At 68.5% G+C, this 20,649-nt stretch carries 16 protein-coding genes; 8 read left to right on the top strand and 8 right to left on the bottom strand.

The window, feature by feature from the left end; all coding sequences use genetic code 11:
• The first annotated feature begins 122 nt into the window (after positions 1-122).
• Both EQ874_RS04170 and EQ874_RS04165 read left to right on the top strand, forming a co-directional pair.
• On the top strand, positions 123-1,469 hold the full coding sequence (locus EQ874_RS04170; RefSeq protein ID WP_129975732.1) for a cytochrome P450: 1,347 nt from the start codon (positions 123-125) through the stop codon (positions 1,467-1,469).
• Positions 1,470-1,489: 20 nt separating this feature from the next.
• Positions 1,490-3,610: a thiamine pyrophosphate-dependent enzyme gene (locus tag EQ874_RS04165; RefSeq protein ID WP_129975730.1), complete on the top strand. Its 2,121-nt coding sequence runs from the start codon at positions 1,490-1,492 to the stop codon at positions 3,608-3,610.
• A gap of 16 nt (positions 3,611-3,626) precedes the next feature.
• Here EQ874_RS04165 and EQ874_RS04160 read toward each other — a convergent pair whose 3' ends face one another.
• Together EQ874_RS04160 and EQ874_RS04155 are read right to left on the bottom strand one after the other, a co-directional pair.
• A complete protein-coding gene (locus EQ874_RS04160) occupies positions 3,627-4,334 on the bottom strand; it encodes an HNH endonuclease family protein (RefSeq protein ID WP_129975728.1) in 708 nt (235 codons plus the stop codon).
• A gap of 41 nt (positions 4,335-4,375) precedes the next feature.
• The gene (locus tag EQ874_RS04155) at positions 4,376-5,398 is read right to left on the bottom strand and encodes a beta-ketoacyl-ACP synthase III (protein WP_129975726.1); all 1,023 of its coding nucleotides are present in this window, start codon (positions 5,396-5,398) and stop codon (positions 4,376-4,378) included.
• A gap of 163 nt (positions 5,399-5,561) precedes the next feature.
• Between EQ874_RS04155 and EQ874_RS04150 the strand changes: the two genes are divergently transcribed.
• On the top strand, positions 5,562-6,170 hold the full coding sequence (locus tag EQ874_RS04150) for a class I SAM-dependent methyltransferase (RefSeq protein ID WP_064063510.1): 609 nt from the start codon (positions 5,562-5,564) through the stop codon (positions 6,168-6,170).
• A gap of 97 nt (positions 6,171-6,267) precedes the next feature.
• Positions 6,268-8,103, top strand: coding sequence for an acyl-CoA dehydrogenase (locus tag EQ874_RS04145; protein WP_016932654.1), 1,836 nt, complete (start codon positions 6,268-6,270; stop codon positions 8,101-8,103).
• Between the two features lie 69 nt (positions 8,104-8,172).
• On the opposite strand, the gene EQ874_RS04140 is transcribed toward EQ874_RS04145, so the two are convergent.
• From EQ874_RS04140 to EQ874_RS04130, 4 genes are all read right to left on the bottom strand, one after another.
• The gene (locus EQ874_RS04140; RefSeq protein ID WP_207213469.1) at positions 8,173-9,771 is read right to left on the bottom strand and encodes an FAD-dependent monooxygenase; all 1,599 of its coding nucleotides are present in this window, start codon (positions 9,769-9,771) and stop codon (positions 8,173-8,175) included.
• Complete coding sequence (locus EQ874_RS23030; RefSeq protein WP_242496627.1) at positions 9,735-10,244, bottom strand: hypothetical protein; 510 nt, start codon at positions 10,242-10,244, stop codon at positions 9,735-9,737. The genes EQ874_RS04140 and EQ874_RS23030 overlap by 37 nt, the downstream gene beginning before the upstream one ends.
• 310 nt (positions 10,245-10,554) lie before the next feature.
• Positions 10,555-12,993, bottom strand: coding sequence for a VanW family protein (locus tag EQ874_RS04135; protein ID WP_207213468.1), 2,439 nt, complete (start codon positions 12,991-12,993; stop codon positions 10,555-10,557).
• Positions 12,994-13,223: 230 nt separating this feature from the next.
• Positions 13,224-14,537: an acetyl-CoA C-acetyltransferase gene (locus EQ874_RS04130; RefSeq protein WP_129975722.1), complete on the bottom strand. Its 1,314-nt coding sequence runs from the start codon at positions 14,535-14,537 to the stop codon at positions 13,224-13,226.
• A 124-nt stretch (positions 14,538-14,661) separates the two neighbouring features.
• Between EQ874_RS04130 and EQ874_RS04125 the strand changes: the two genes are divergently transcribed.
• Entirely contained in the window at positions 14,662-16,008 is a 1,347-nt protein-coding gene (locus EQ874_RS04125) for a 3-oxoacyl-ACP reductase (protein ID WP_064063574.1), read from the top strand.
• Entirely contained in the window at positions 16,009-16,866 is an 858-nt protein-coding gene (locus EQ874_RS04120; RefSeq protein WP_129975720.1) for a MaoC/PaaZ C-terminal domain-containing protein, read from the top strand.
• Between the two features lie 99 nt (positions 16,867-16,965).
• Here the strand turns inward: EQ874_RS04120 and EQ874_RS04115 are convergent, their stop codons facing one another.
• Positions 16,966-17,574, bottom strand: coding sequence for a TetR/AcrR family transcriptional regulator (locus tag EQ874_RS04115; RefSeq protein ID WP_016932524.1), 609 nt, complete (start codon positions 17,572-17,574; stop codon positions 16,966-16,968).
• Positions 17,575-17,648: 74 nt separating this feature from the next.
• Positions 17,649-18,821, bottom strand: coding sequence for a glycoside hydrolase family 3 N-terminal domain-containing protein (locus tag EQ874_RS04110; RefSeq protein ID WP_129975718.1), 1,173 nt, complete (start codon positions 18,819-18,821; stop codon positions 17,649-17,651).
• 113 nt (positions 18,822-18,934) lie between these two features.
• On the opposite strand from EQ874_RS04110, the gene EQ874_RS04105 reads away from it, so the two are divergent.
• A complete protein-coding gene (locus tag EQ874_RS04105; protein ID WP_064063504.1) occupies positions 18,935-19,402 on the top strand; it encodes a universal stress protein in 468 nt (155 codons plus the stop codon).
• Between the two features lie 55 nt (positions 19,403-19,457).
• Complete coding sequence (locus EQ874_RS04100) at positions 19,458-20,540, top strand: isochorismate synthase (protein WP_129975716.1); 1,083 nt, start codon at positions 19,458-19,460, stop codon at positions 20,538-20,540.
• Positions 20,541-20,649: the final 109 nt, after the last annotated feature.

The following is a 20,649-nucleotide window of genomic DNA, read 5'->3' as shown; positions in this document are numbered from 1 at the left end:
GCACCCGCACGCCCGACCAGCGTCCGTCCCGTGGGACGAATCGATGCAACCGAGATGTGATGCACGCTACATTGGAATCCGACTACAGCCGGCGTCGGATCCGACCACCCGGAGATGTGCCCGTGACGAAGATGCTTGCTCCCCCACCTCCCGGCCTCGCTCCCGTTCCGGGCGACAGCGGCCTCCCCTACGTCGGATACGCGCTGAAATACATGCGCGATCCCGTTGCGGCATATACACATCGCTACCGCGAGCACGGCCCGGTGTCGTGGTTCCGCTTCGCCGGACGGCCGTGGGTGGTCCTGCTCGGACCCGACGCCGTCGGCGCGGCCCTGCAGAACCGCGACCGCGCACTGCTCAACGGACCGGGCTGGCGCGCCCTGATCGGGCCGTTCTTCGACCGCGGACTCATGCTGCTCGACGGCGACGAGCACACCGCGCACCGCCGCATCATGTCGCAGGCGTTCACCCGCGACCGCCTCGCCCTCTACACCGACCGCATGCACCCGTCGATCGAACGGACCCTCGACGGCTGGATCCCGCGCGAGGGTTTCCGCGCGTATCCGGCGCTCAAGGAACTGACCCTCGGGCTCGCGACGGAGATCTTCATGGGCGGCGCCGAAGGCTCGTCCGATCACGAAATGGAGGAAGTGAACCGGGCTTTCATCGGCTGTGTGCAGGCGGCCACCGCCATCGTGCGCTACCCGCTGCCGGGCACGCGGTGGCGTCGCGGCATCGTGGGCAGGGCGCGCCTCGAGAAGTTCTTCCGGCACTATCTCCCCGCGCGTCGCGCGGGGAACGGCGACGACATCTTCTCGGTGCTCTGCCATGTCGAATCCGAAGAAGGCGAACGGTTCTCGGACGACGACGTGGTCGACCACATGATCTTCCTGATGATGGCGGCCCACGACACCTCGACGATCACCCTGTCGACGGTGATGCAGTATCTCGGCCAGTTCTCCGAATGGCAGCAACGCTGCCGCGAGGAATCCGACGCGCTCGGCACCACCACGCCGGGTGTCGACCGACTCGACGAACCGACCTCGCTGGACCTGGTGATCAAGGAGTGCCAGCGGCTGGTGACCCCGGTGCCGGGTGTCGTGCGACGCGCGGCGAAGGACACCGAGATCCTCGGCCACTTCGTCCCGAAGGGAACCCTCCTCGATCTCGGTATGCACTTCTCCCACCACATGCCCGAATTGTGGCCCGATCCGGAACGTTTCGATCCCGAACGTTTCTCGCCGGAGCGCCGCGAGGACAAGGTGCACAAGTACGCGTGGGCGCCCTTCGGCGGCGGCGCGCACCGGTGCCTGGGCATGCACTTCTCGGGAGTTGAGATCAAGACGGTGCTGCACCATCTGCTGCTGCGTTTCCGCTGGCACGTGCCGGCCGACTACGTCGCGCCGATGAACTTCACGTCGTTGCCGTTCCCGAACGACGGGGGTCCGATCCACCTCCTTCCGAGGTGATCGGGGCGTAGAAAGAAGGGGTGACCGCCGCCGACGAACTCGACGACCGTTTCGTCACCGCGGTGCGCGCTCTGCCCGGGCACGCACCGCCGTCACGGCCGGCCGACCGGCGGGTCGGCGACGACCTGCTGGTGCGGTACTTCGACGCCCAGGTGCAGTCGCGGCACCTCGATGCCGCGGCCCGCACCCTGCAAGGACGTGGCGAGGGTTTCTACACCATCGCGTCGGCGGGCCACGAATCGAACGCCGCACTGGGATTGTGCACCCGGGTGACGGATCCCGCTCTGCTGCACTACCGTTCGGGCGGCTTCTACGCGGCTCGCGCGTCGCTCGCCGAGGGCAGCACCCCGATCCGCGACGTGCTCGCCGGATGCGCGGCGTCCACGCTCGATCCGATCTCGGCCGGTCGGCACAAGGTGTTCGGCAACGCCGCGCTGAACATCCTGCCGCAGACGTCGACGATCGCCTCGCACCTGCCGCGCGCCGTGGGCCTGGCCCTCGCATTGCCGCGGATGCGGCGTCTCGGGCTCGACGCGGCCTGGCCGTGGGATTCGGTGGTGGTGTGCAGTTTCGGCGACGCCTCGGCGAACCATTCGACGGCCGCCGGCGCTCTGAACGCGGCCGCCTACTGCCGTCATCGCGGGTTGCCGTTGCCGTTGCTGCTGGTGTGCGAGGACAACGGACTCGGCATCAGCGTGCCCACCCCGCCCGGTTGGCTCGAGCGGTCGCTGTCGTCGTATCCGGGGATCGAGTACCGATCGGCGGACGGAGCAGATCCGGTGGGGATGCTCACTGCCGCAACCGATGCCGTGGAGACGGTGCGTACGACCCGGGCTCCGCTCCTGCTGCACGTGCGGGCTGTGCGTTTCCTCGGTCATGCCGGTTCCGACGTCGAGTCGGCCTACCGCGATCCGTCGGATCTCGCCGCCGATCACGAACGGGACCCGCTGGTGGGTACGGCCCGCGAACTCGTCGCGCGTGGAGTGCTCGATGCTGCAGGGGTTCTCGACCGGTACGAACGGATGCGGGCCGAGGTCGACTCCGTCGCGGACTCACTGAGCAGGCCGCCGCGACTGGCGACCGCCGCCGAGGTGATGCGCCCGCTGGAATCCGAGCTCGTGCACGTCGACGACGATCCGCATCCGGCCGACGAACCGCTCACCCTCGCCCGGGCCGTGACCCGCACGCTCGGGCAGCTCCTCGAGGAGGACCCCCACGCCTGCGTGTTCGGGGAGGACGTCGGCGCCAAGGGCGGGGTCTACGGCGTCACCCGAGGACTGCAGGAGCGCTTCGGACGCCTGCGCGTGTTCGACACCCTGCTCGACGAGCAGACGATCCTCGGCACCGCACTGGGCTTCGCCGTCGCGGGCATGTTGCCGATCCCGGAGATCCAGTACCTGGCCTATCTGCACAACGCCGAGGACCAACTGCGCGGCGAAGCGGCGAGCCTGGCGTTCTTCTCCGACGGGCGGTACCGCAATCCGATGGTCGTGCGCATCGCGGGCCTGCCCTACCAGCGCGGCTTCGGCGGGCACTTCCACAACGACGATTCCGTCGCCGTCCTCCGCGACATCCCGGGTCTGGTGCTGGCCGTGCCGAGCTCACCCGCCACGGCCGGCGCCCTGCTGCGTACGTGCGTCGAGCTGGCCCGTCAGGAGGGCCGGGTGTGCGTGTACCTGGAGCCGATCGCGCTGTACCACGGGCGCGACCTGTACGACGACGGCGACGGACTGTGGCAGCAGGTTCCCGACACCGCCGGGCTCCCACCGGGATCGGTGTGCACCTACGGCAACGGGCGCGACGTGCTGGTGGTGACCTTCGGGAACGGGGTGCCGATGAGTCTGCGTGCCGTCCGTCGCGCGGGAGTCGCGGCGACCGTCCTCGACCTGCAATGGTTGTCGCCGCTGCCGACGACCGCGCTGCTCGAACACGTCCGTCGCTTCGAGCGGGTGGTGGTCGCCGACGAGACACGTCGCAGCGGAGGTGTGGCCGAAGCGGTCGTCGCGGCGCTCGTCGACGATGAGTGGCCGGGCAGAATCACCCGGGTCACCTCCCGGGACAGCTACGTACCGCTCGGCCCCGCGGCCGCGCATGTACTGATGTCGGAGGACGACATCGTCGCGGCACTGCGTCAGGGGTGATCAGCAGGAGGCGGGATCAACAGGAGGCAAGGATCCGCGCCATCGCGTCGTGTTCCGCCTGGGTGACCCACAGTTCGTAGGCGGTCTTCACCTCGATCTGCCGCACGACGTACTCGCAGTGGAAGGCGGTGTTCGGCGGCAGCCACTCCGACGCGTCGGAGTCGCCCTTGCCCTGGTTGGTGGGGCCGTCGACGGCGATCAGGTTGCGCGGATCGTTCGCGAGATTCCGCTTCTCCTGATCGTCCAGATGGCGGGCGCCCTTCTTCCACGCATCGGACAGGGCGACGACGTGGTCGATCTGCACGGCGGACGAGGTGTCGATCCCGCGACGGAAGGAGATCGTCTTCCCCGTGTACGGGTCCTCGAGGGTGCCGGCGGTGACGGTGCACTGCTTCTTCCCGGACTCGAAGGAGACGTCGACGAGGTCGCGCCGGAGAATGTCGTTACGAGTGTCGCAGCCGTTGCGCCCCAGGTCGACGGTCACCTCGTCGGTCCAGGCCGAGCCGAACAGTGAGCGGTCGTAGCCACTCTGCGATTCGGCGGGCCGGACGGGCAGTGCCGCCAGCGCCTCGAGGGCTTCGGAGGGGTTCTCGACCGTGCCCCCGCCGGTACCGCCCGGCTCGTCGTCCCCCATCGGTTCGAGGAGGACGACGGCCACGGAGACCACGATGAAGCACAGGATCCAGACCCAACGGGGAACGGACGACGTGCGAATACTCGCCATATGTCGATACTGCTACCGAGTCGTACTGCTACCGCTGCTTCCTACTTCGCGAGCGGGGGCATCTTCACGACCTGGCCCGCATAGGACAGGCCGGCACCGAACGCGAGGAGCAGCGCGGTGGATCCGACCTCGACCTGGCCGGTGCGCAGCATCTTCTCCATCGCCAGCGGGATGGACGCGGCGGAGGTGTTGCCGGTCTCGATGATGTCGTCGGCGACGGCGACGGTCTCGGGCAGTTCGAGCTGCTTGACGATGACGTCGTTGATGCGCAGGTTGGCCTGGTGCGGGACGAACGCGTCGAGGTCCTCGAGGGCCACGCCGGCCTTGTCGGCGATCTGCCGGGCGTACTTGCTCATCTCGAAGGCGGCCCAGCGGAAGACCGCGGTGCCCTCCATGATGATCCAGGGACGCTTCTGGTTCGGGTTGGTGGCGAAGTCGACCCAGTCGGGTTCCTGCCGGATCGCGTTGGCCTGGGAGCCGTCGGAGCCCCAGACGGTGGGGCCGACACCGACCTCGTCGGACGGGCCGACGACCACGGCACCGGCACCGTCGCCGAAGATGAAGCGCACGGAGCGATCGGTGGGCTCGGTGGTGTCGCTCATGCGCTCGACACCGACGACGAGCACGTGCTCGGCCGTTCCGGCGCGCACGAGATCGGAAGCGACGCCGAGGGCGTAGCAGAAGCCCGCGCAGCCGGCCTGGATGTCGAGCGCCGCGGCACCGCCGGTGCCGATGCGGTCGGCGACGAGCGCCGCGGCCTGCGGGGTCTGGTAGGGGTAGGTGGAGGTCGCGACGATCACCGTGTCGATCTGCGCAGCGGTGAGGCCGGCAGCCGCGAGGGCCTGCTCGGCGGAGCTCGTCGCCATGTCGACGACCGATTCCTTCGGATGCTGCTCGGCGAAGCGGCGCTCCTTGATGCCGGAGCGCGACTGGATCCATTCGTCGCTCGAGTCGATCTGCTCGCAGATCTCGTCGTTGGTGACGATGCGCTCGGGGCGGTGCACACCCAGACCGAGCAGCACGCTGTTCCTCAGCGGGGCGGGGACAGCGATCTGTGCACCCATCAGACGAACTCCTCCTCCTCGACGCACCGCGTGTCGGCACATCGCATCCGGTCCACGATATCGCAGGTCACGATTTCGTCACAGCGCTACCCCGACGATGTGCTTCCGTGACCCTCACCGCAAGTAGGGGTCCCGTTCACGACGCGGGGCTAGCGTCGCGGGCATGGATGCACAGGCATGGAACGAGAAGTACGCGACGTCGGACATGATCTGGGGCACGCCGCCCAATCCGGTGATCGTCGAACACGTGGCGTCACTACCGCACGGGAGGGCCCTCGACCTCGGCTGCGGCGAAGGCCGCCACTCCTTGTGGTTGGCGACGCGCGGCTGGGAAGTCGTGGGTGTCGACTTCTCCGAGGTCGCCCTCGACAAGGCCCGCCGGATCGCCGCACAGGCACCGTCCCGCTCGCGCGACCGGCTCCACTACGTCCGGGGTGATGTGACGGCCGACTCGTTCGACGGCGAATATGACTTGATTCTCTCGGTCTTCCTTCATTTCCCTCCGCCACAGCGGAAGGCACTTCTCGACCGCGCCGTCGATGCGCTGAAACCTGAAGGAATGCTCATATTTCTCGGGCACGACGCAACAAATCCCGACGACGGCGTGGGCGGACCGCAGGACAAGGAAATTCTCTACACACCAACGGATCTCGTCGACGAAATCGACGGAGGACTGGACATCATGATTGCCGAACGGCGCTATCGGGAAACCGACGCGGGAACGGCGATCGACGCGCTCGTCGTGGCACGGAAACCGCCCCTTGGCAGTTAGTTGCCTGACGAGTAACATAGAGATGTTACCGACGAGTAATAACTTGGGCGGTACTTGAAGCCGGCTGGACCGCACCACACTGGGAGACACGGACGACATGGGCCACTACAAGAGCAACCTCCGCGACCTCGAGTTCAATCTGTTCGAGTTCCTGAAGATTCAGAAGGTCCTCGAAGCAGGCAAGTTCGGCGACCTGGACGAGGACACCGCGCGCGGCATCCTCGCCGAGGTCAAGGCACTGACCGAGGGGCCGGCGGCCGAAGGCTTCGCCGACGCCGACCGCAACCCGCCGGTCTTCGATCCCGAGACCCATTCGGTGTCGCTTCCCGAGCCGTTCAAGAAGTCGTTCCGCGCCTGGTGGGACGCCGGTTACTGGTCCATGGGCATCCCCGAGGAGCTCGGCGGCACCGACTCACCGCGCAGCCTCCTGTGGGCCGTCAACGAGATGATGCTCGGCGCCCAGCCCGCGGCCTTCATGTACGCGGCCGGCCCTGCCTTCGCAGGCGTGCTCTACGACAACGGCACCGATGAGCAGAAGAAGTGGGCCGCCACCTGCGTCGAGCGCGGCTGGGGCGCCACCATGGTCCTCACCGAGCCCGACGCCGGTTCCGACGTCGGCGCCGGTCGCACCAAGGCGATCAAGCAGGACGACGGCTCCTGGCACATCGAGGGCGTCAAGCGGTTCATCACCTCGGCCGACTCCGACGACCTGTTCGAGAACATCTTCCACCTCGTCCTCGCCCGCCCCGAGGGTGCCGGCCCCGGCACCAAGGGCCTGTCGCTGTTCTTCGTCCCGAAGTTCCACTTCGACTTCGAGAAGGACGAGATGGGCGAGCGCAACGGCGTGTTCGTCACCAACGTCGAACACAAGATGGGCCTCAATGCCTCCGCGACCTGCGAGGTCACCTTCGGTGGCCACGGCGTTCCGGCTCAGGGCTGGCTCGTCGGCGAGGTCCACAACGGCATCGCGCAGATGTTCGACGTCATCGAGCACGCCCGCATGATGGTCGGCACGAAGGCCATCGCGACCCTGTCGACCGGCTACCTCAATGCCCTCGACTACGCCAAGGAGCGCATCCAGGGCGCCGACCTCACACAGATGTCCGACAAGACCGCGCCGCGCGTGTCGATCATGCACCACCCCGACGTGCGGCGTTCGCTGGCGATGCAGAAGGCCTACTCCGAGGGCCTGCGCGCCGTGTACCTGTACACCGCGGCGCACCAGGACGACGTCGTCGCCGAGCAGGTCTCGGGTGCCGACGCCGCTCTCGCGCACCGCATCAACGACCTGCTGCTGCCGGTCGTCAAGGGTTGCGGCTCCGAGCGGGCCTACCAGTACCTGAAGGATTCGCTCCAGACCCTCGGCGGTTCGGGCTTCCTGCAGGACTACCCGATCGAGCAGTACATCCGCGACTCGAAGATCGACTCGCTGTACGAGGGCACCACGGCCATCCAGGCGCAGGACTTCTTCTTCCGCAAGATCGCTCGCGACCGTGGCGTGGCGCTCGCCCACATCGCCGGTGAGATCAAGAAGTTCGTCGAGCGCGACGATGCCGACCAGCGTCTGAAGAAGGAGCGCACGCTCCTGGCCACCGCGCTCGGCGAGACCCAGACGATGGTCGCGACGCTCACCCAGTACCTCATGGGTGCGCAGGAACAGCCCACCGAGCTGTACAAGGTCGGCCTCGGCTCCGTCCGATTCCTCGAGGCATTCGGCGACCTGATGATCGGCTGGCTGCTGCTCGAGCACGCCGAGATCGCCCTCGGTGCGCTCGATGCCGGCACCGACGCCGCGGACAAGGCGTTCTACGAGGGCAAGGTCGCGGCAGCGTCCTTCTTCGCCAAGAACGTGCTGCCCGAGCTGAGCGTCGCGCGTCAGATCATCACCGACGTCGACCTCGACATCATGGAACTCGACGAAGCCGCGTTCTGATCGAACCGCTCACCGCGGTAGCGCGAACGGCCGCTGCGACTCTCGGCAAGAGGGTCGCAGCGGCCGTCGTCATCGGCCGGGCCGCCCTGCCCCGGCAGGCTCGGCCGTACCCGTTACCGTGCGCAGCCACCGATCCAGGCTGGACGGATCACCGGAGTCGTCGCGGTAGCCGATGTATCCGTCCGGTCTGACGGCGAGAATCCGGCGCGGCGGCCATGTGTCGATCGGATGACAGGTCACCGGCACCGTCCCGGATACCGGGTGCAGAAGTGTTGCCGGGCCGTGCAGTACGTGCATACCCGGTGAGCAGGTCAGGTCGTGCACCCGCCTCGCTCGTCCTCGGGTGACCACCTCGATGTCCGGAAGCGGGTCGCCCGCCTGCAGTCGGCCGGCCCCGCGGCACCGATGTCCTTCGGTGATCGGGCCGGCGCGGTACGAAACCCAGTCCTGCGACAGCGTCGCGCCCGCCGTCGCGGTGAGCAGATGAAGCCGCAAGAGGGTGGGCACGGCCGGGGCCACCGCCGGCAGCACGGCGGTACGGAGGAACCGGAACGGCAGTCGCGAATCCCCTTCCGCGTGCAGGATCAGCTCGGTAAGGGTGCCGACCTTGTCGGCGACAGGCCGTCGCTCCGCGTCGTACGATGCGAGCAGACGCTCCGGATCGGTCGAACCGCCGCACGCGACAGCAAGCTTCCATCCCAGATTGGCGGCATCCTGCAGCCCGGTGTTCACTCCCTGCGCGCCGGCAGGTGAGAACACGTGGGCCGCGTCCCCTGCAAGAAATACCGGACCCGACCGGAATCGGGCCGCCCGAGCGCGCTGCAACCGTACGCGTGTCGACCACGCTGCCGCGCCCACTCGCCCCGGAAGATTCGCTCCCTCGAGCACGGTTCGGATCTCGGACACGGAGACCGGCGGCCCGTCGCGTCCCGGCGGGACGTCGTCTCCGGTCGCGGCCCGGGTGGCGACGAGCCGCCAGCGCGCTTCGTGCTCCCCTTCCGGGAAGAGGAAGCCGATGCCGGCAGGGCCCGCCCCGATGTGAGCCGTGGTCGGGGACAGATCCTCGAGGTCCAGATCCGCGAGTACCGCCTCCTCGCGATAGGTGTGACCGTGCCACGGGATCCGAATCGAGCGGCGCACCGTGCTGTCCGCCCCGTCGCAACCGACCAGGAACCGGCAATGCACGTATCGGTGCCCGCCACGGGTACGCAACCGGGCGAGAACCCCGTCCCGGTCGTTCCACAATCCGTCGAGCTCGGCGCCCGTCAGCAAGGGAACTCCACCGTCGGCCACTGCCCTGTGCAGTGCCGATTCGAGGAACGCCTGCCGAACCATCAGCGGTTGCCGGAACCGATCCGGTACCGCGAAATCGGCGAGCGCGACGTCGACCGTCCGCTCGCCGAGGTGCAGCTGTGTGCGCAGTCGCGCAAGGGACCGCGATTCGAGTTCGTGGACGACCCCCAGCCGGTGCAGTGATTCCAGCGTGCGCGACCACAACAGCATCGAGCGGGAGGGCCGCTGCAACTCGGTGCGACGCTCCGCCACGCAGACGCCGGCACCGTGCCTGTGGGCATGCAGCGCCACCGCGGCACCGACGGGACCGGCCCCGACGACCAGGATGTCGACTCGGTTCAGCGCAGGCCGACCGGGGCCGTGGGCTGCCACCACGTCTTCGTCTTCTCTGCGTGCGAACCCGATAACAGTTCCGGGCGGCTCAGTGCCTCGTCGCGGTGCACTCCCGGCACGATGTGCGCCCTGATCGAGCCGGTGACACTGACCAACCCGAGTACCCAACTCAAGGCGCGCACGTAGGAAGCGGCCCGCTCGGCGCCGTCCCATTCGTAGATGCCCCGATAGCAGCCGTGCTCGTCGTGCGTCATCCACAGCTTCGAGCGGAATCCCGGGAACCCGACGAACATCGGAATGTTCAGCCAGCTCTCCAGCCGAAAGGCGCGATGACCGGGACCGCGGATGCCGCGCAGGACGAATCCGACCACCAGTAGGGCCGGGTCGTCTGCTCTGCCGTCGTCCACTCGGGTCTCGCGATACACCACAGCGCTACTGCCGTCGGCGAACCGCACCCGCTGCCCCACATTCCTACGGGGATTGTGCAGCCGTCGTGCGCGAAGCAGACGAACCATGCCGACGGCGCTCTCGAGCACTCGCGGGGCGGCTCGGCGAGCAGGTGGCGGAGTCACAGCATCGTGATCCGCCTCGGCCGGGTCCGAGCGTGGTCGAGGTGGCGGAACGTTTTCAGCCGACCGGGACATCGTGGTCTCCACAATCCGTCGCACGGTTGTCGTGCACCCAGAGTAGAAGCCCGAGTGGGGTTCGGGAAGAGCGAGAACCCCGACGCGGCGCAGCTCCCCGAGTGACGAAAAAAAGGGGGAGGTTGTGTGCGAGTCCTTCACCGGAACCGCACACAACCTCCCCACATTTCGAGAACGTCCGCTATTCCTCCTCGGGGCCGCCCGTCGCGGGTTCCCCGGCCGCAGGCGATTGCGGTGCCGGCGCGGGTGCATCCGCCTCGGCGTCGCCGGAAGCCGCAGCGTCTTCACCGCCCGAGGGCTCGTCGCTCGGCTCCGGCTCGGGGCTGACGCACTTGACGACCGGGACCGGGTCGTAACGCACCGTGCGCGTCGTGTTCGAAATCTGCGCACCCGTCCGGGCATCGGTGACGATCCGGGTATCGGTGACCGTGAAGCCCTGCGCGCCGCTCGAAGGAATGCACGAGGGGCCGGCGGGCAGCGTGATGGTGTTGGGCGAGGTGTAGTTCGTGCGGTTGCCGGTGACGGACTGGACGTCGACCGTCTTCGTTCCCCAGATGCGCACCGTGATGTCGGAGCTGGTGCCGATCGTCTGGATCAGCACACCCGTGTCGAACGGGTTGCGGAACTTCAGGTCGATCGCGCCGTCGTAGATCGTGGCCTCACGCGCGGCCGGGTACCGGGAGATGTAGTAGCTGTGCTCGGTGTGCTCGACGTCCTCCATGCCGGCGAAGTAGGTCGCGTTGTAGAGGGTGGTCGCGAGCTGGCTGATGCCCCCGCCCACGGCCTTGCCGGGACGTCCGGCCTCGATGATGCCCGACTCGATGTAACCCTGCGCCGCACCACGTGGTCCGGTGTAATCGTTGAAGGAGAAGGTCTCCCCGGGCTCGACGATGGCGCCGTTGATCTCCTGCGCCGCCAAGCGGATGTTCACACCGGACGCGTACTCGAACCCACCGGTGGTGTACTCCGCGACCACTTCCTTGATGCCGAGCTTCTCGGCACCTTCGGTGGTGAGTTTCGGCTCGGCCTTCTTGTACACCGCGTCGATGCTGCGGTCGCCCTCCTGCTTCAGCAGGTCGGGCAGTTTCTCCAGAGTGACGGGCCAGTCGACCATCTCACCGGTCTCGCTGGGCACGATCGTCGGACGACCGCCGTCGAGGACGATCCGCGCATCCTTCGGTTCGGTCTCCGACGGCGCGAGCTGCGGCGCGAGGATGCCGATCGCGGCCTCGGTGTCGTACTGCGGTTCGAGTCCCCCCGACCCGTCGGGCACGAACGACAGGACGGCGCCCACCGCATCACGCGGCAGCACACCGATGGCCCCGTCGAGTCCCCGGACGACCAGGTCCTGCGCCACAGCCGGGACGGCGACCTCCGCGAGCGCCCGGTCGAGGCCCTCGCGGGTGACGGTGACATCGACGCTCTCGACGGGCAGCGACACGTTGCCGGACGGCCAGCGCTCGGCGAAGACGTCGCCCGCGACAGCGACGTCGAGTTGCTGACCGGGCTGCGGCGTCACCGGGACGGGTGTGCCGTCCTCGAAGACGATGTTGCCCTCGCGCGGTTCGTGCGCAGCGGCGGCGGCTGCCTTCTCGATGGCCGCCGAGAGGGCGGCCTCGTCGCGCGTGGAGACCACGCCTACCTCGTCGTTCCCGAAGAAGGACGCCAATCGCGTGAACGGATTGAGCGGCTGCGCACCCACATTGTCGAGGGTCGCCGGCCAATCGATACCGATGCCGGCCTCCGACGGCACGAGCTGTCCCCGAGTGTCGCCGGCGGTGACGTCCACAGGAGCGTCGAGCCGCGGCGTCAGTTGTTCGGTGAGCTCCGCCTCGGCCGCGTCGAGCGACATCCCGCCGATCTCGACCCCCGCGACGGTGACCCCACGCGGGACCTTGCCCGACGACATCGCGAGATCGGCCACGTACAGCACGGCGAGCAGCGCGACGACCCCGCCGACGACCAGTGCGATCGTCCGCCGGGGCAGATTCGACCCCCGCGTGCTCGGCTCGTCCCCGTCCCCTCCCGGACCACCCGTGGGCGGAGGAGTGACGGGAGGCGGACCCTGTGGCGGCGGTCCCGCCTGCATCTGCCGGGTCGGCTGATCGCCCTGCGGCGGGTGTCCTTGTCCCTGGCTCTGCTCCGCCGGCGAGCGGTGGACGCGCTCGGTGGCGGCGGACGATCCGTCACCCGGTGCCCGGTTCGCGGGCGCGACGACGGGGATGACCGCGGTGGGCGCCTCCGAAGGAGGGACGTTCTCGGTCGCGGGTCCGTCTGCAACGTCGGTGCGGGCCTGATCCGCATTCTCGTTCTCGCTCCGGGAGTCGCCGGAAGCTTGTTGCTGTGCCTCAGCTTCTGCCGTCGGTTCCGGAACATCGCTCGCCTTCGGCTCCGGAACACTGCTCGCCGTCGGCTCCGGAACATCGCTCGCCGTCGGCTCCGTGCCATCACTCGCCGTCGGCTCGGCCACCTGCCGGTGAGGATCGACCGCTTCGAAACGCTCGGTAGGGGCCGACGCACCCCCGTCCTCACGAGCGGACTCCGACGACGGACCGAGATTCTCGGTTCGTGCGTCGTCGTGCTCGTGATGGGAGTCGTCGGTCCCGTTGCTGCCGCTCACCCAGATCCTTTCGCAAAGTCGGGCGCGCCGTCGAATCCGCGCGCCGAACTACCTGCTGTCAAGGGTAGTGCGCCTGTTCGGCACGGCTGCGGCCGGAATGCGAAGACCCCGCGTTGCTACCAGGTCGGGGGTCAGGCAGCAGCGCGGGGTCGCTGGGTCTATCGCGGTCCGTCGCAGAGCGTTACACACCGAACGGAACTTTTTTGCTCAACGATCTCCGAGGGGGTCGATCAGGCCTCCAGAATCGCCGTCACACCCTGTCCGCCTGCGGCGCAGATGGAGATCAGGCCGCGGACGGGCTTTCCGGTCTCCTGCTTCTTCTCGTGCAGCATCTTCGCCAGCGAGGCGACGATGCGGCCGCCGGTCGCGGCGAACGGGTGGCCGGCCGCCAGCGACGAGCCGTTGACGTTGAGCTTGCTGCGGTCGATCGATCCCAGCGGTGCGTCGAGGCCCAGCTTGCCCTTGCAGTACTCCTCCGACTCGAACGCCTGGAGCGTGGCGAGCACCACGGAGGCGAACGCCTCGTGGATCTCGTAGAAATCGAAGTCCTGCAGAGTCAGGCCGTTGCGCTGCAGTAGACGCGGGATGGCGTAGGTGGGGGCCATGAGCAGACCGTCGCCGCCGTGGATGTAGTCGACCGCGGCGGTCTCGGAGTCCACGAGGTAGGCGAGCACCGGCAGCTTGCGCTCGGCGGCCCACTCCTCGCTCGACAGCAGCGCAGCCGACGCGCCGTCGGTGAGCGGCGTCGAATTGCCGGCCGTCATGGTGGCGTCGCCGAGCTTGTTGCCGAAGACCGGCTTCAGCGTCGACAGCTTCTCCACCGACGAATCGGGACGCAGGTTGTCGTCGCGGGTCAGCCCGAGGAACGGGGTGACGAGGTCGTCGAAGAAGCCGCGGTCGTAGGCGGCAGCCATGTTGCGGTGGCTCGCGACGGCCAGTTCGTCCTGCGCCTCGCGGGCGATGCCGAACTCCTTCGCGGTGATCGCGGCGTGCTCCCCCATCGACAGGCCGGTGCGCGGCTCGCCGTTGCGCGGGATCTCGATGCCGAGCATCGACGGGCGGACGTTGCCGAGCAGCTTGACCCGGTCGGCCGTGGAGCGGGCCCGGTTCAGGGACAGCAGGAACTCACGCAGCTGGTTGTTCACGGCGATCGGGGCGTCGGAGGTGGTGTCGACGCCGCCGCCGATACCGGCCTCGATCCGTCCCGCGGCGATGGCGTCGCCGACCGCGATGATCGACTGCAGACCGGTGCCGCATGCCTGCTGGAGATCCCAGGCCGGGGTATAGGGACTCAGCGCGCTGCCGAGCACGCTCTCGCGCACGAGGTTGAAGTCGCGGGCGTGCTTGAGGACCGCACCGCCGACGACGGCGCCGAGCCGCTCGCCCTGGAGATTGAAACGGCCGACGAGGCCGTCGAGGGTGGCGGTGAACATGTCCTGGTTGGACGCGCGCGCGTACGTGCGGTCGGACCGGGCGAACGGGATCCGGTTGCCTCCGAGAACGGCGACACGGCGCTGCTGCGTGGAACGGGCTTTGGTGGTCACTGGTGTCTCCCGGTTTCGGACGGATTCGAATTCTGGCTACTATTCTTACTCACGGGTAAGTTTGTTGTCGAACACGCTTGCTGTCGAACACTGCACCGACGACCGAATCGAAGAAGGTGGAATCGTGGCCGAAGCCAAGGGCGCACCCAAGCTCTACGCCCAGCTCATCTCGTCCGCACCCGGAGCATTCCTCGCCAAGCAGTTCGGTCTGCCACAGCCCGAGAAGCTCCGGCGCTACCAGCCCGGTGAGCCCGCGCTGCCCGGCCCTGTGCTGCTCGGCGGCAACGGCCGCCTGGTCGAACCGATCCGCACCCTCCTGAGCGACTACACGTTCGCCGAGCCGTCCGACACGAAGTTCGGCGCTCTCGTGTTCGACGCTACCGGCATCACCGATCCCGCGGGCCTCGAACAGCTCTTCACGTTCTTCCAGCCCGCCCTGCGCAATGTCGCCCCGAGCGGCCGCGTCGTCGTGCTGGGTACCACGCCCGAGGAAGCCGGATCGGTCGACGAGCGCATCGCCCAGCGCGCCCTCGAGGGCTTCACGCGCAGCGTCGGCAAGGAACTGCGTCGCGGCGCGACCGCGCAGCTCGTCTACGTCTCCCCCGAGGCGGCCACCGGCCTGGCCGGGGTGGAGTCGACGCTGCGCTTCCTGCTCTCGGCGAAGTCGGCCTTCGTCGACGCCCAGGTGATCCGTATCGGCGAGGGCGACGCCACCGCCCCCGAGTCCTGGGAGCGTCCACTCGCCGGCAAGGTCGCCGTCGTCACCGGCGCGGCCCGCGGTATCGGCGCGACGATCGCCGAGGTGCTCGCCCGCGACGGCGCGACCGTGGTCGTCGCCGACGTCCCGGCAGCCGGCGACGCCTTGACGCAGACCGCCAACAAGGTCGGCGGTACCGCCTTCGCACTCGACGTCACCGCACCCGACGCCGGCGACAAGCTCGCCGCGCACCTGCTCGAGCGGCACGGCGGCGCCGACATCATCGTCCACAACGCCGGCATCACCCGCGACAAGTTGCTGGTGAACATGGACGCCGCCCGCTGGAACGCCGTGATGGCCGTCAACCTCATCGCCCCGCAGAAGATCACCGAGGTGCTCGTCGAGAAGGGTGCGCTGAAGGAAGGCGGACGGGTGATCGACGTGTCCTCGATCGCGGGTATCGCCGGTAACCGCGGCCAGACCAACTACGGCGCGTCCAAGGCCGGTGTCATCGGCCTCGTCCAGGCCACCTCCGAGGTCCTCGCCGACAAGAAGATCACCGTCAACGCCGTCGCCCCCGGTTTCATCGAGACCGCCATGACGGCTGCCATCCCGGTCGCCACCCGCGAGGCCGGCCGCCTGATGAGCTCGTTGCAGCAGGGCGGTGAGACCGTCGACGTCGCCGAGACCGTCGCGTGGTTCGCGAACCCGGCGTCGAGCGCCGTGACCGGGCAGGTCGTACGCGTGTGCGGCCAGTCCATGCTGGGGGCCTAGATGGCACGGATCGAACTGTCCTCGCTGCCGTCGACCTTCGACATCTACAGCCGGGCCGTGCTCGGAGCACTGCCCGTGGTGGGTGCGTCGGGCGACAGCCTGCCCGACGACGTCCTGGTACTGCGCTCGCTGAAGGTCGATCCCGACAATCTCGCCGAGTACACCAAGGTGTGCGGGCTGCGTTTCGGCGACACGCTGCCGGTGACCTATCCGTTCGTCCTCACGTTCCCGCTCGTGATGAAACTGATGGTGTCCAAGGGCTTCCCGTTCGCGGCCGTGGGTTCCGTCCACGCCGAGAACGTGATCGAACAGTTCCGGCCGGTCTCGGTCACCGAACCGCTCGACATCGCGGTGCACGCGGAGAACATGCGCGAACACCGCAAGGGCCTGCTGGCCGATCTCGTCAGCGAGGTGAACGTCGGGCGCGAACTCGTATGGCGGCAGACGTCGACCTTCCTGCACCAGCAGCGCACGTCGCTGTCGGGTCAGCCCAAGCCGGAGCCGAAGGAGGAGGAGATCCCACCGGTCCCCACCTCCACGCTGCGGGTCGATCGGAAGATCATCGACCGCTACGCGGCGGTCTCCGGCGACCGCAACCCGATCCACGTCTCGACGTTGGGCGCCAAGGCATTCGGATTTCCCACGTCCATCGCCCACGGCATGTGGAGTGCTGCGGCGGCCCTGTCGGCCGTCGAGGGACGCATCCCCGAGAAGGTCACCTACACCGTGCGTTTCGGTAAGCCCGTCCTGCTGCCGTCGTCGCTGAGCCTGTACGCGCAGTACGCCGCGGGCGGATGGGATCTCGCGCTGCGGCATCCGAAGAAGCACTACCCGCATCTGACCGCCACCGTGCGGTAGGACGGGAAAGCACCGAGATTTCGGGTGGGGCGGGACGCGATGGGGGCGTTCCGTCCCGCCCGAATCCTTCAGTACACGAACGTGTTTCGCCCGGAAAGATCAGTGCAACCGGTCGGAACGCTTGCGGCCCGCGAGTCCGCGCCAGGCGAGATTCTCGAGCAGATCCGCGGCCTGCTGCACGTCGATCTCACCGCCGGCGATGCGATCGGCGACCGCCTCACCGGCCCCGACGAGCGCGACGGCCATGATCGTGTAGTTCGTGCCGGGTTCCGGATCGCGCGTGCTCGATTCGAGCAGGTGCGCGGTGAGTTCGATCAGCCGGTCGCGGCTGCCCTGCACCTGCGGCGCGAAGGCCTGCTGCGACAGCGCCTGGCGGTACAGAACCATCCACGACGGCCGGTGCTCGTCGACGAAGCCGAGGAACGACTCGAGCGCGACCCGCAGTTGTTCGCGCGGCGCGAGCGTGGGATCGCCCGCCGGGGTCAATGCCTCGACGAACCGCTGCCCCTCGCGGGCGATGCACGCCGCGAACAACTCGTCCTTCGACCCGTAGTACAGATAGAGCATCGGCTTGGAGATCGATGCCCGCCCTGCGATCGCGTCCATGGACGTGTTGTGGAAACCGTGTTCGGAGAACACCTCGACGGCGGCATCCAGCATCTGTTGCTCGCGCACTGCACGCGGCAGCCGCTTGGTTCCGCCCGCCATGACTCCTCCCGGACTCCTCGAATGAAGTTCTGACTCTACGGTAGGAAGCCTGCCGCCGAAGCAACCCGACTGTTTCAGCAGTCCAGAGCGCCTTTCGCGCGTGTCACCGTCCGCACCGATTCGTCGACCCATTCGGGCGAGAGGGTGCCGTCCGCCACGACCTGCTCGAGGTGGTCGAGCACGGCGGGCACCTCGGCGGTGGTCAACCACAGCGCCTGGTTCACACCCGCCACCATCGCGGCCTCGACGGCCTGGGTGATGTCGTAGGTGTCGGTGATCGCACGCATTCCCGACAGGTCGTCGGTGAAGATCACGCCGTCGAAGGCGGGGCCGCCGTAAGCACCCGAGCGGAGCAGGTCCACCGCGGCCGGGCTGATGCTCGCGGGCAGCCCGTCGGTCAGCCCCGGCACGGCGAGGTGCCCGAGCATGACGCCCACCTCGGGCGAGACCAGGCTGCGGTACGGCACGAGGTCGCTCTGCTGGAGCTGCTCGATCGGCGGGGTGGTCACCGCACCGGTGTGCGAATCCCCGGAGGCGGAGCCGTGACCCGGAAAGTGCTTGAGCACCGGCATGATTCCGGCGTCGAGCAGTCCCCGCGCGTAGGCACCGGCGTACTGCGAGACGATCTCGGGATCGTCGGAGAACGACCGGTCGCCGATGACGGAGTCGTCGGGCTGACTGCTCACGTCGACGTCCGGCGCGAAGTCGACCGTGATACCCAGCGACTTCAGTTCCTGTCCTCGTTCGAATGCCATCCGGTAGGTCTCGTCGACCGTCATCGTCTGCGCCGTCTCCCGCGCGGACGGATCGGGACCGAACAGCGCGCCCACGCGCGACACGCGGCCACCCTCCTCGTCGATCGTGACCATGAGCGGCAACGCACTCTGCGCGGCCACCTGCGGCACGAGACGCTCGGAGAGCATCGACGCGTCGGTCCAGCTGCCGATGAAGATGCCGCCGATCTGCTCGGACTCGACGATCGCCTGCGCGTCGGCCGCACCGGTGACCCCGACGTTGAGCAGCTGGGCGAGCTTCTGCCGCAGGGTCAGCCGGGCGAGCAACTCGTCGCCGCAGGTCGCCGACGTCGCGGCCGCGGTCGCCTCGGTGGTGGTCGCGGTAGTCGTGGACGAGGCCGTCGCCGAGCTCGACGTCGCCTCGCCCGGGTCGTCGCCCGAGTCGGACGAACCGCATCCCGCGGTGGTGAGGGCGACCGCGAGCACGGCGGCGACAGTGTGACGGATCCGCATGGTGCCGACGGTAGCGGACGAACCTCGAGGACCCACAGCTCGAACCTCCCCCACGGACGTCCCGGCAGGTTAAGGTGCACCCGAACATCCGAATCCGATCCAGGGGGTACGCGGTGGGCGCAGATCTGATCCTCATCGCCTACGACGGTTCCGAGAACTCGAAGCGCGCCGTGCAGTATGCGGGCCGCTTCCTCGAATCCTGCCGCGCCGTCGTCGTCACCGCCTGGGAACCGATGGTCCGGCAGGCCGCCCGCATGTCGGGCCTGTCCGGTGTCATGCAGCCCGACTGGGTGCCCGACGAGGACAGCGAGGACGTGGCACTGTCCGACGCGCGCATGACCAACGACGAGGGTCTCGAGTTGGCCCGCTCGACGGGTCTGCACGCCGAGGGCCGCACCGTCGAGGTCGTCAACGCGGTGTGGTCGGCGATCATCGAGACCGCCGACGAACTGGACGTCGACATCATCGTCACCGGCACCCGCGGCACCACCGGCCTGCGTTCGCTGCTGCAATCGTCGGTGGCCGACCACGTGCTCCGGCACAGTCACCGGCCGGTCCTGATCGTGCCGCCGGGGCGCTGACGCCCCGCACCGGGTCACCGGCGCCGGGTGCAGGCAGGGATATTGTCGATCCACCATGGACGGATTCCTGCTCTCGCGCGCCGAACGCTCGGTGCACGCCACCGGCACCCGCCGGTTCTTCGACGACGTCCACTCCGCCACGCGCGCACTCCGGAGCGGTAAGGCGACCCTCGTCGTCGGTGCACTGCCGTTCTCGCCGCACCGTCCGGTGGCCCTCGCGCAGCCCGACGACGTGGAGATCACCGAGGGTCCGTGGCAGGCCCCACCCGACCTGCCGGAACTGCCTCCGGTACGGGTGTCCGCCGAACTCCCCCTGCCCCGGGTGCACGTCGAACGGGTGCGCCGGCTCGTGGAGCGGTTGTCGCTCGGAGAATTGGAGAAGGTGGTCGCCGCCCGGCGGGTCGCGCTCGAGGCGGACGAACCTCTCGACCCGCTCGCTCTCGCCGCGCGCATGATCGAACGTCACCCCGATGCGACGACCTACGCACTGGACCTGAGTGCGGCGGGTGAACGTTATTGGGGGCACACACTGGTCGGCGCGACCCCCGAACTGCTCGTGAGCCGCCACGGTGAGACCGTCACGTGCCGTCCGCTCGCCGGCACCGCCGCGCGCCGGGCCGACCCGGACGAGGACCGTCGTGCCGGTGAGGAACTGCTGATGTCGAGCAAGAACCTCGCGGAGCACGGTTACGTCGTCGACCGGATCCGCGAACGGCTGGCGCCGCTGTGCAGCGACCTCGACATCCCCGACAAGCCCGAACTCACCGCGACACCCGATGTCTGGCATCTCGCCACCCCGATCACGGGCACCCTCCGCGACCCCGGAACCGACGCGCTCACCCTCGCCCACGTGCTGCATCCGACCCCGGCCGTGGCGGGCACCCCCACCGAGGCCGCGCTGGACGTGATCTCCGGGGTCGAGGGCGACCGTCGCTTCTACGGCGGCGCGGTGGGCTGGTGCGACGAGCAGGGCGACGGCGACTGGTTCGTCGCCATCCGGTGTGCGGAGCTGAGCTCCGACGGCCGGCGTGCCGTGGCCTGGGCCGGAGGCGGCATCGTCGCCGATTCCGACCCTCTCGCCGAACTCGACGAGACCACCGCGAAACTGCGTACGCTGCTCGGTGTGCTGGGCGTGTAGAGCGCCCCGCCGAGCGCGAAGATCACCTCGGAGGCTCGCACCGTCCGCGAACGCCGTGCGGGGTGATAGTTTGGCGCGGACCGATAGACAGCGTGGCGTCCGGCGATGA

Source organism: Rhodococcus sp. Q1 (assembly GCF_004153645.1).
GTDB lineage: Bacteria > Actinomycetota > Actinomycetes > Mycobacteriales > Mycobacteriaceae > Rhodococcus > Rhodococcus gordoniae.
The sequence above is the reverse complement of the archived record's forward strand: the minus strand, read 5'-3'. Positions and strand labels throughout refer to the sequence as shown.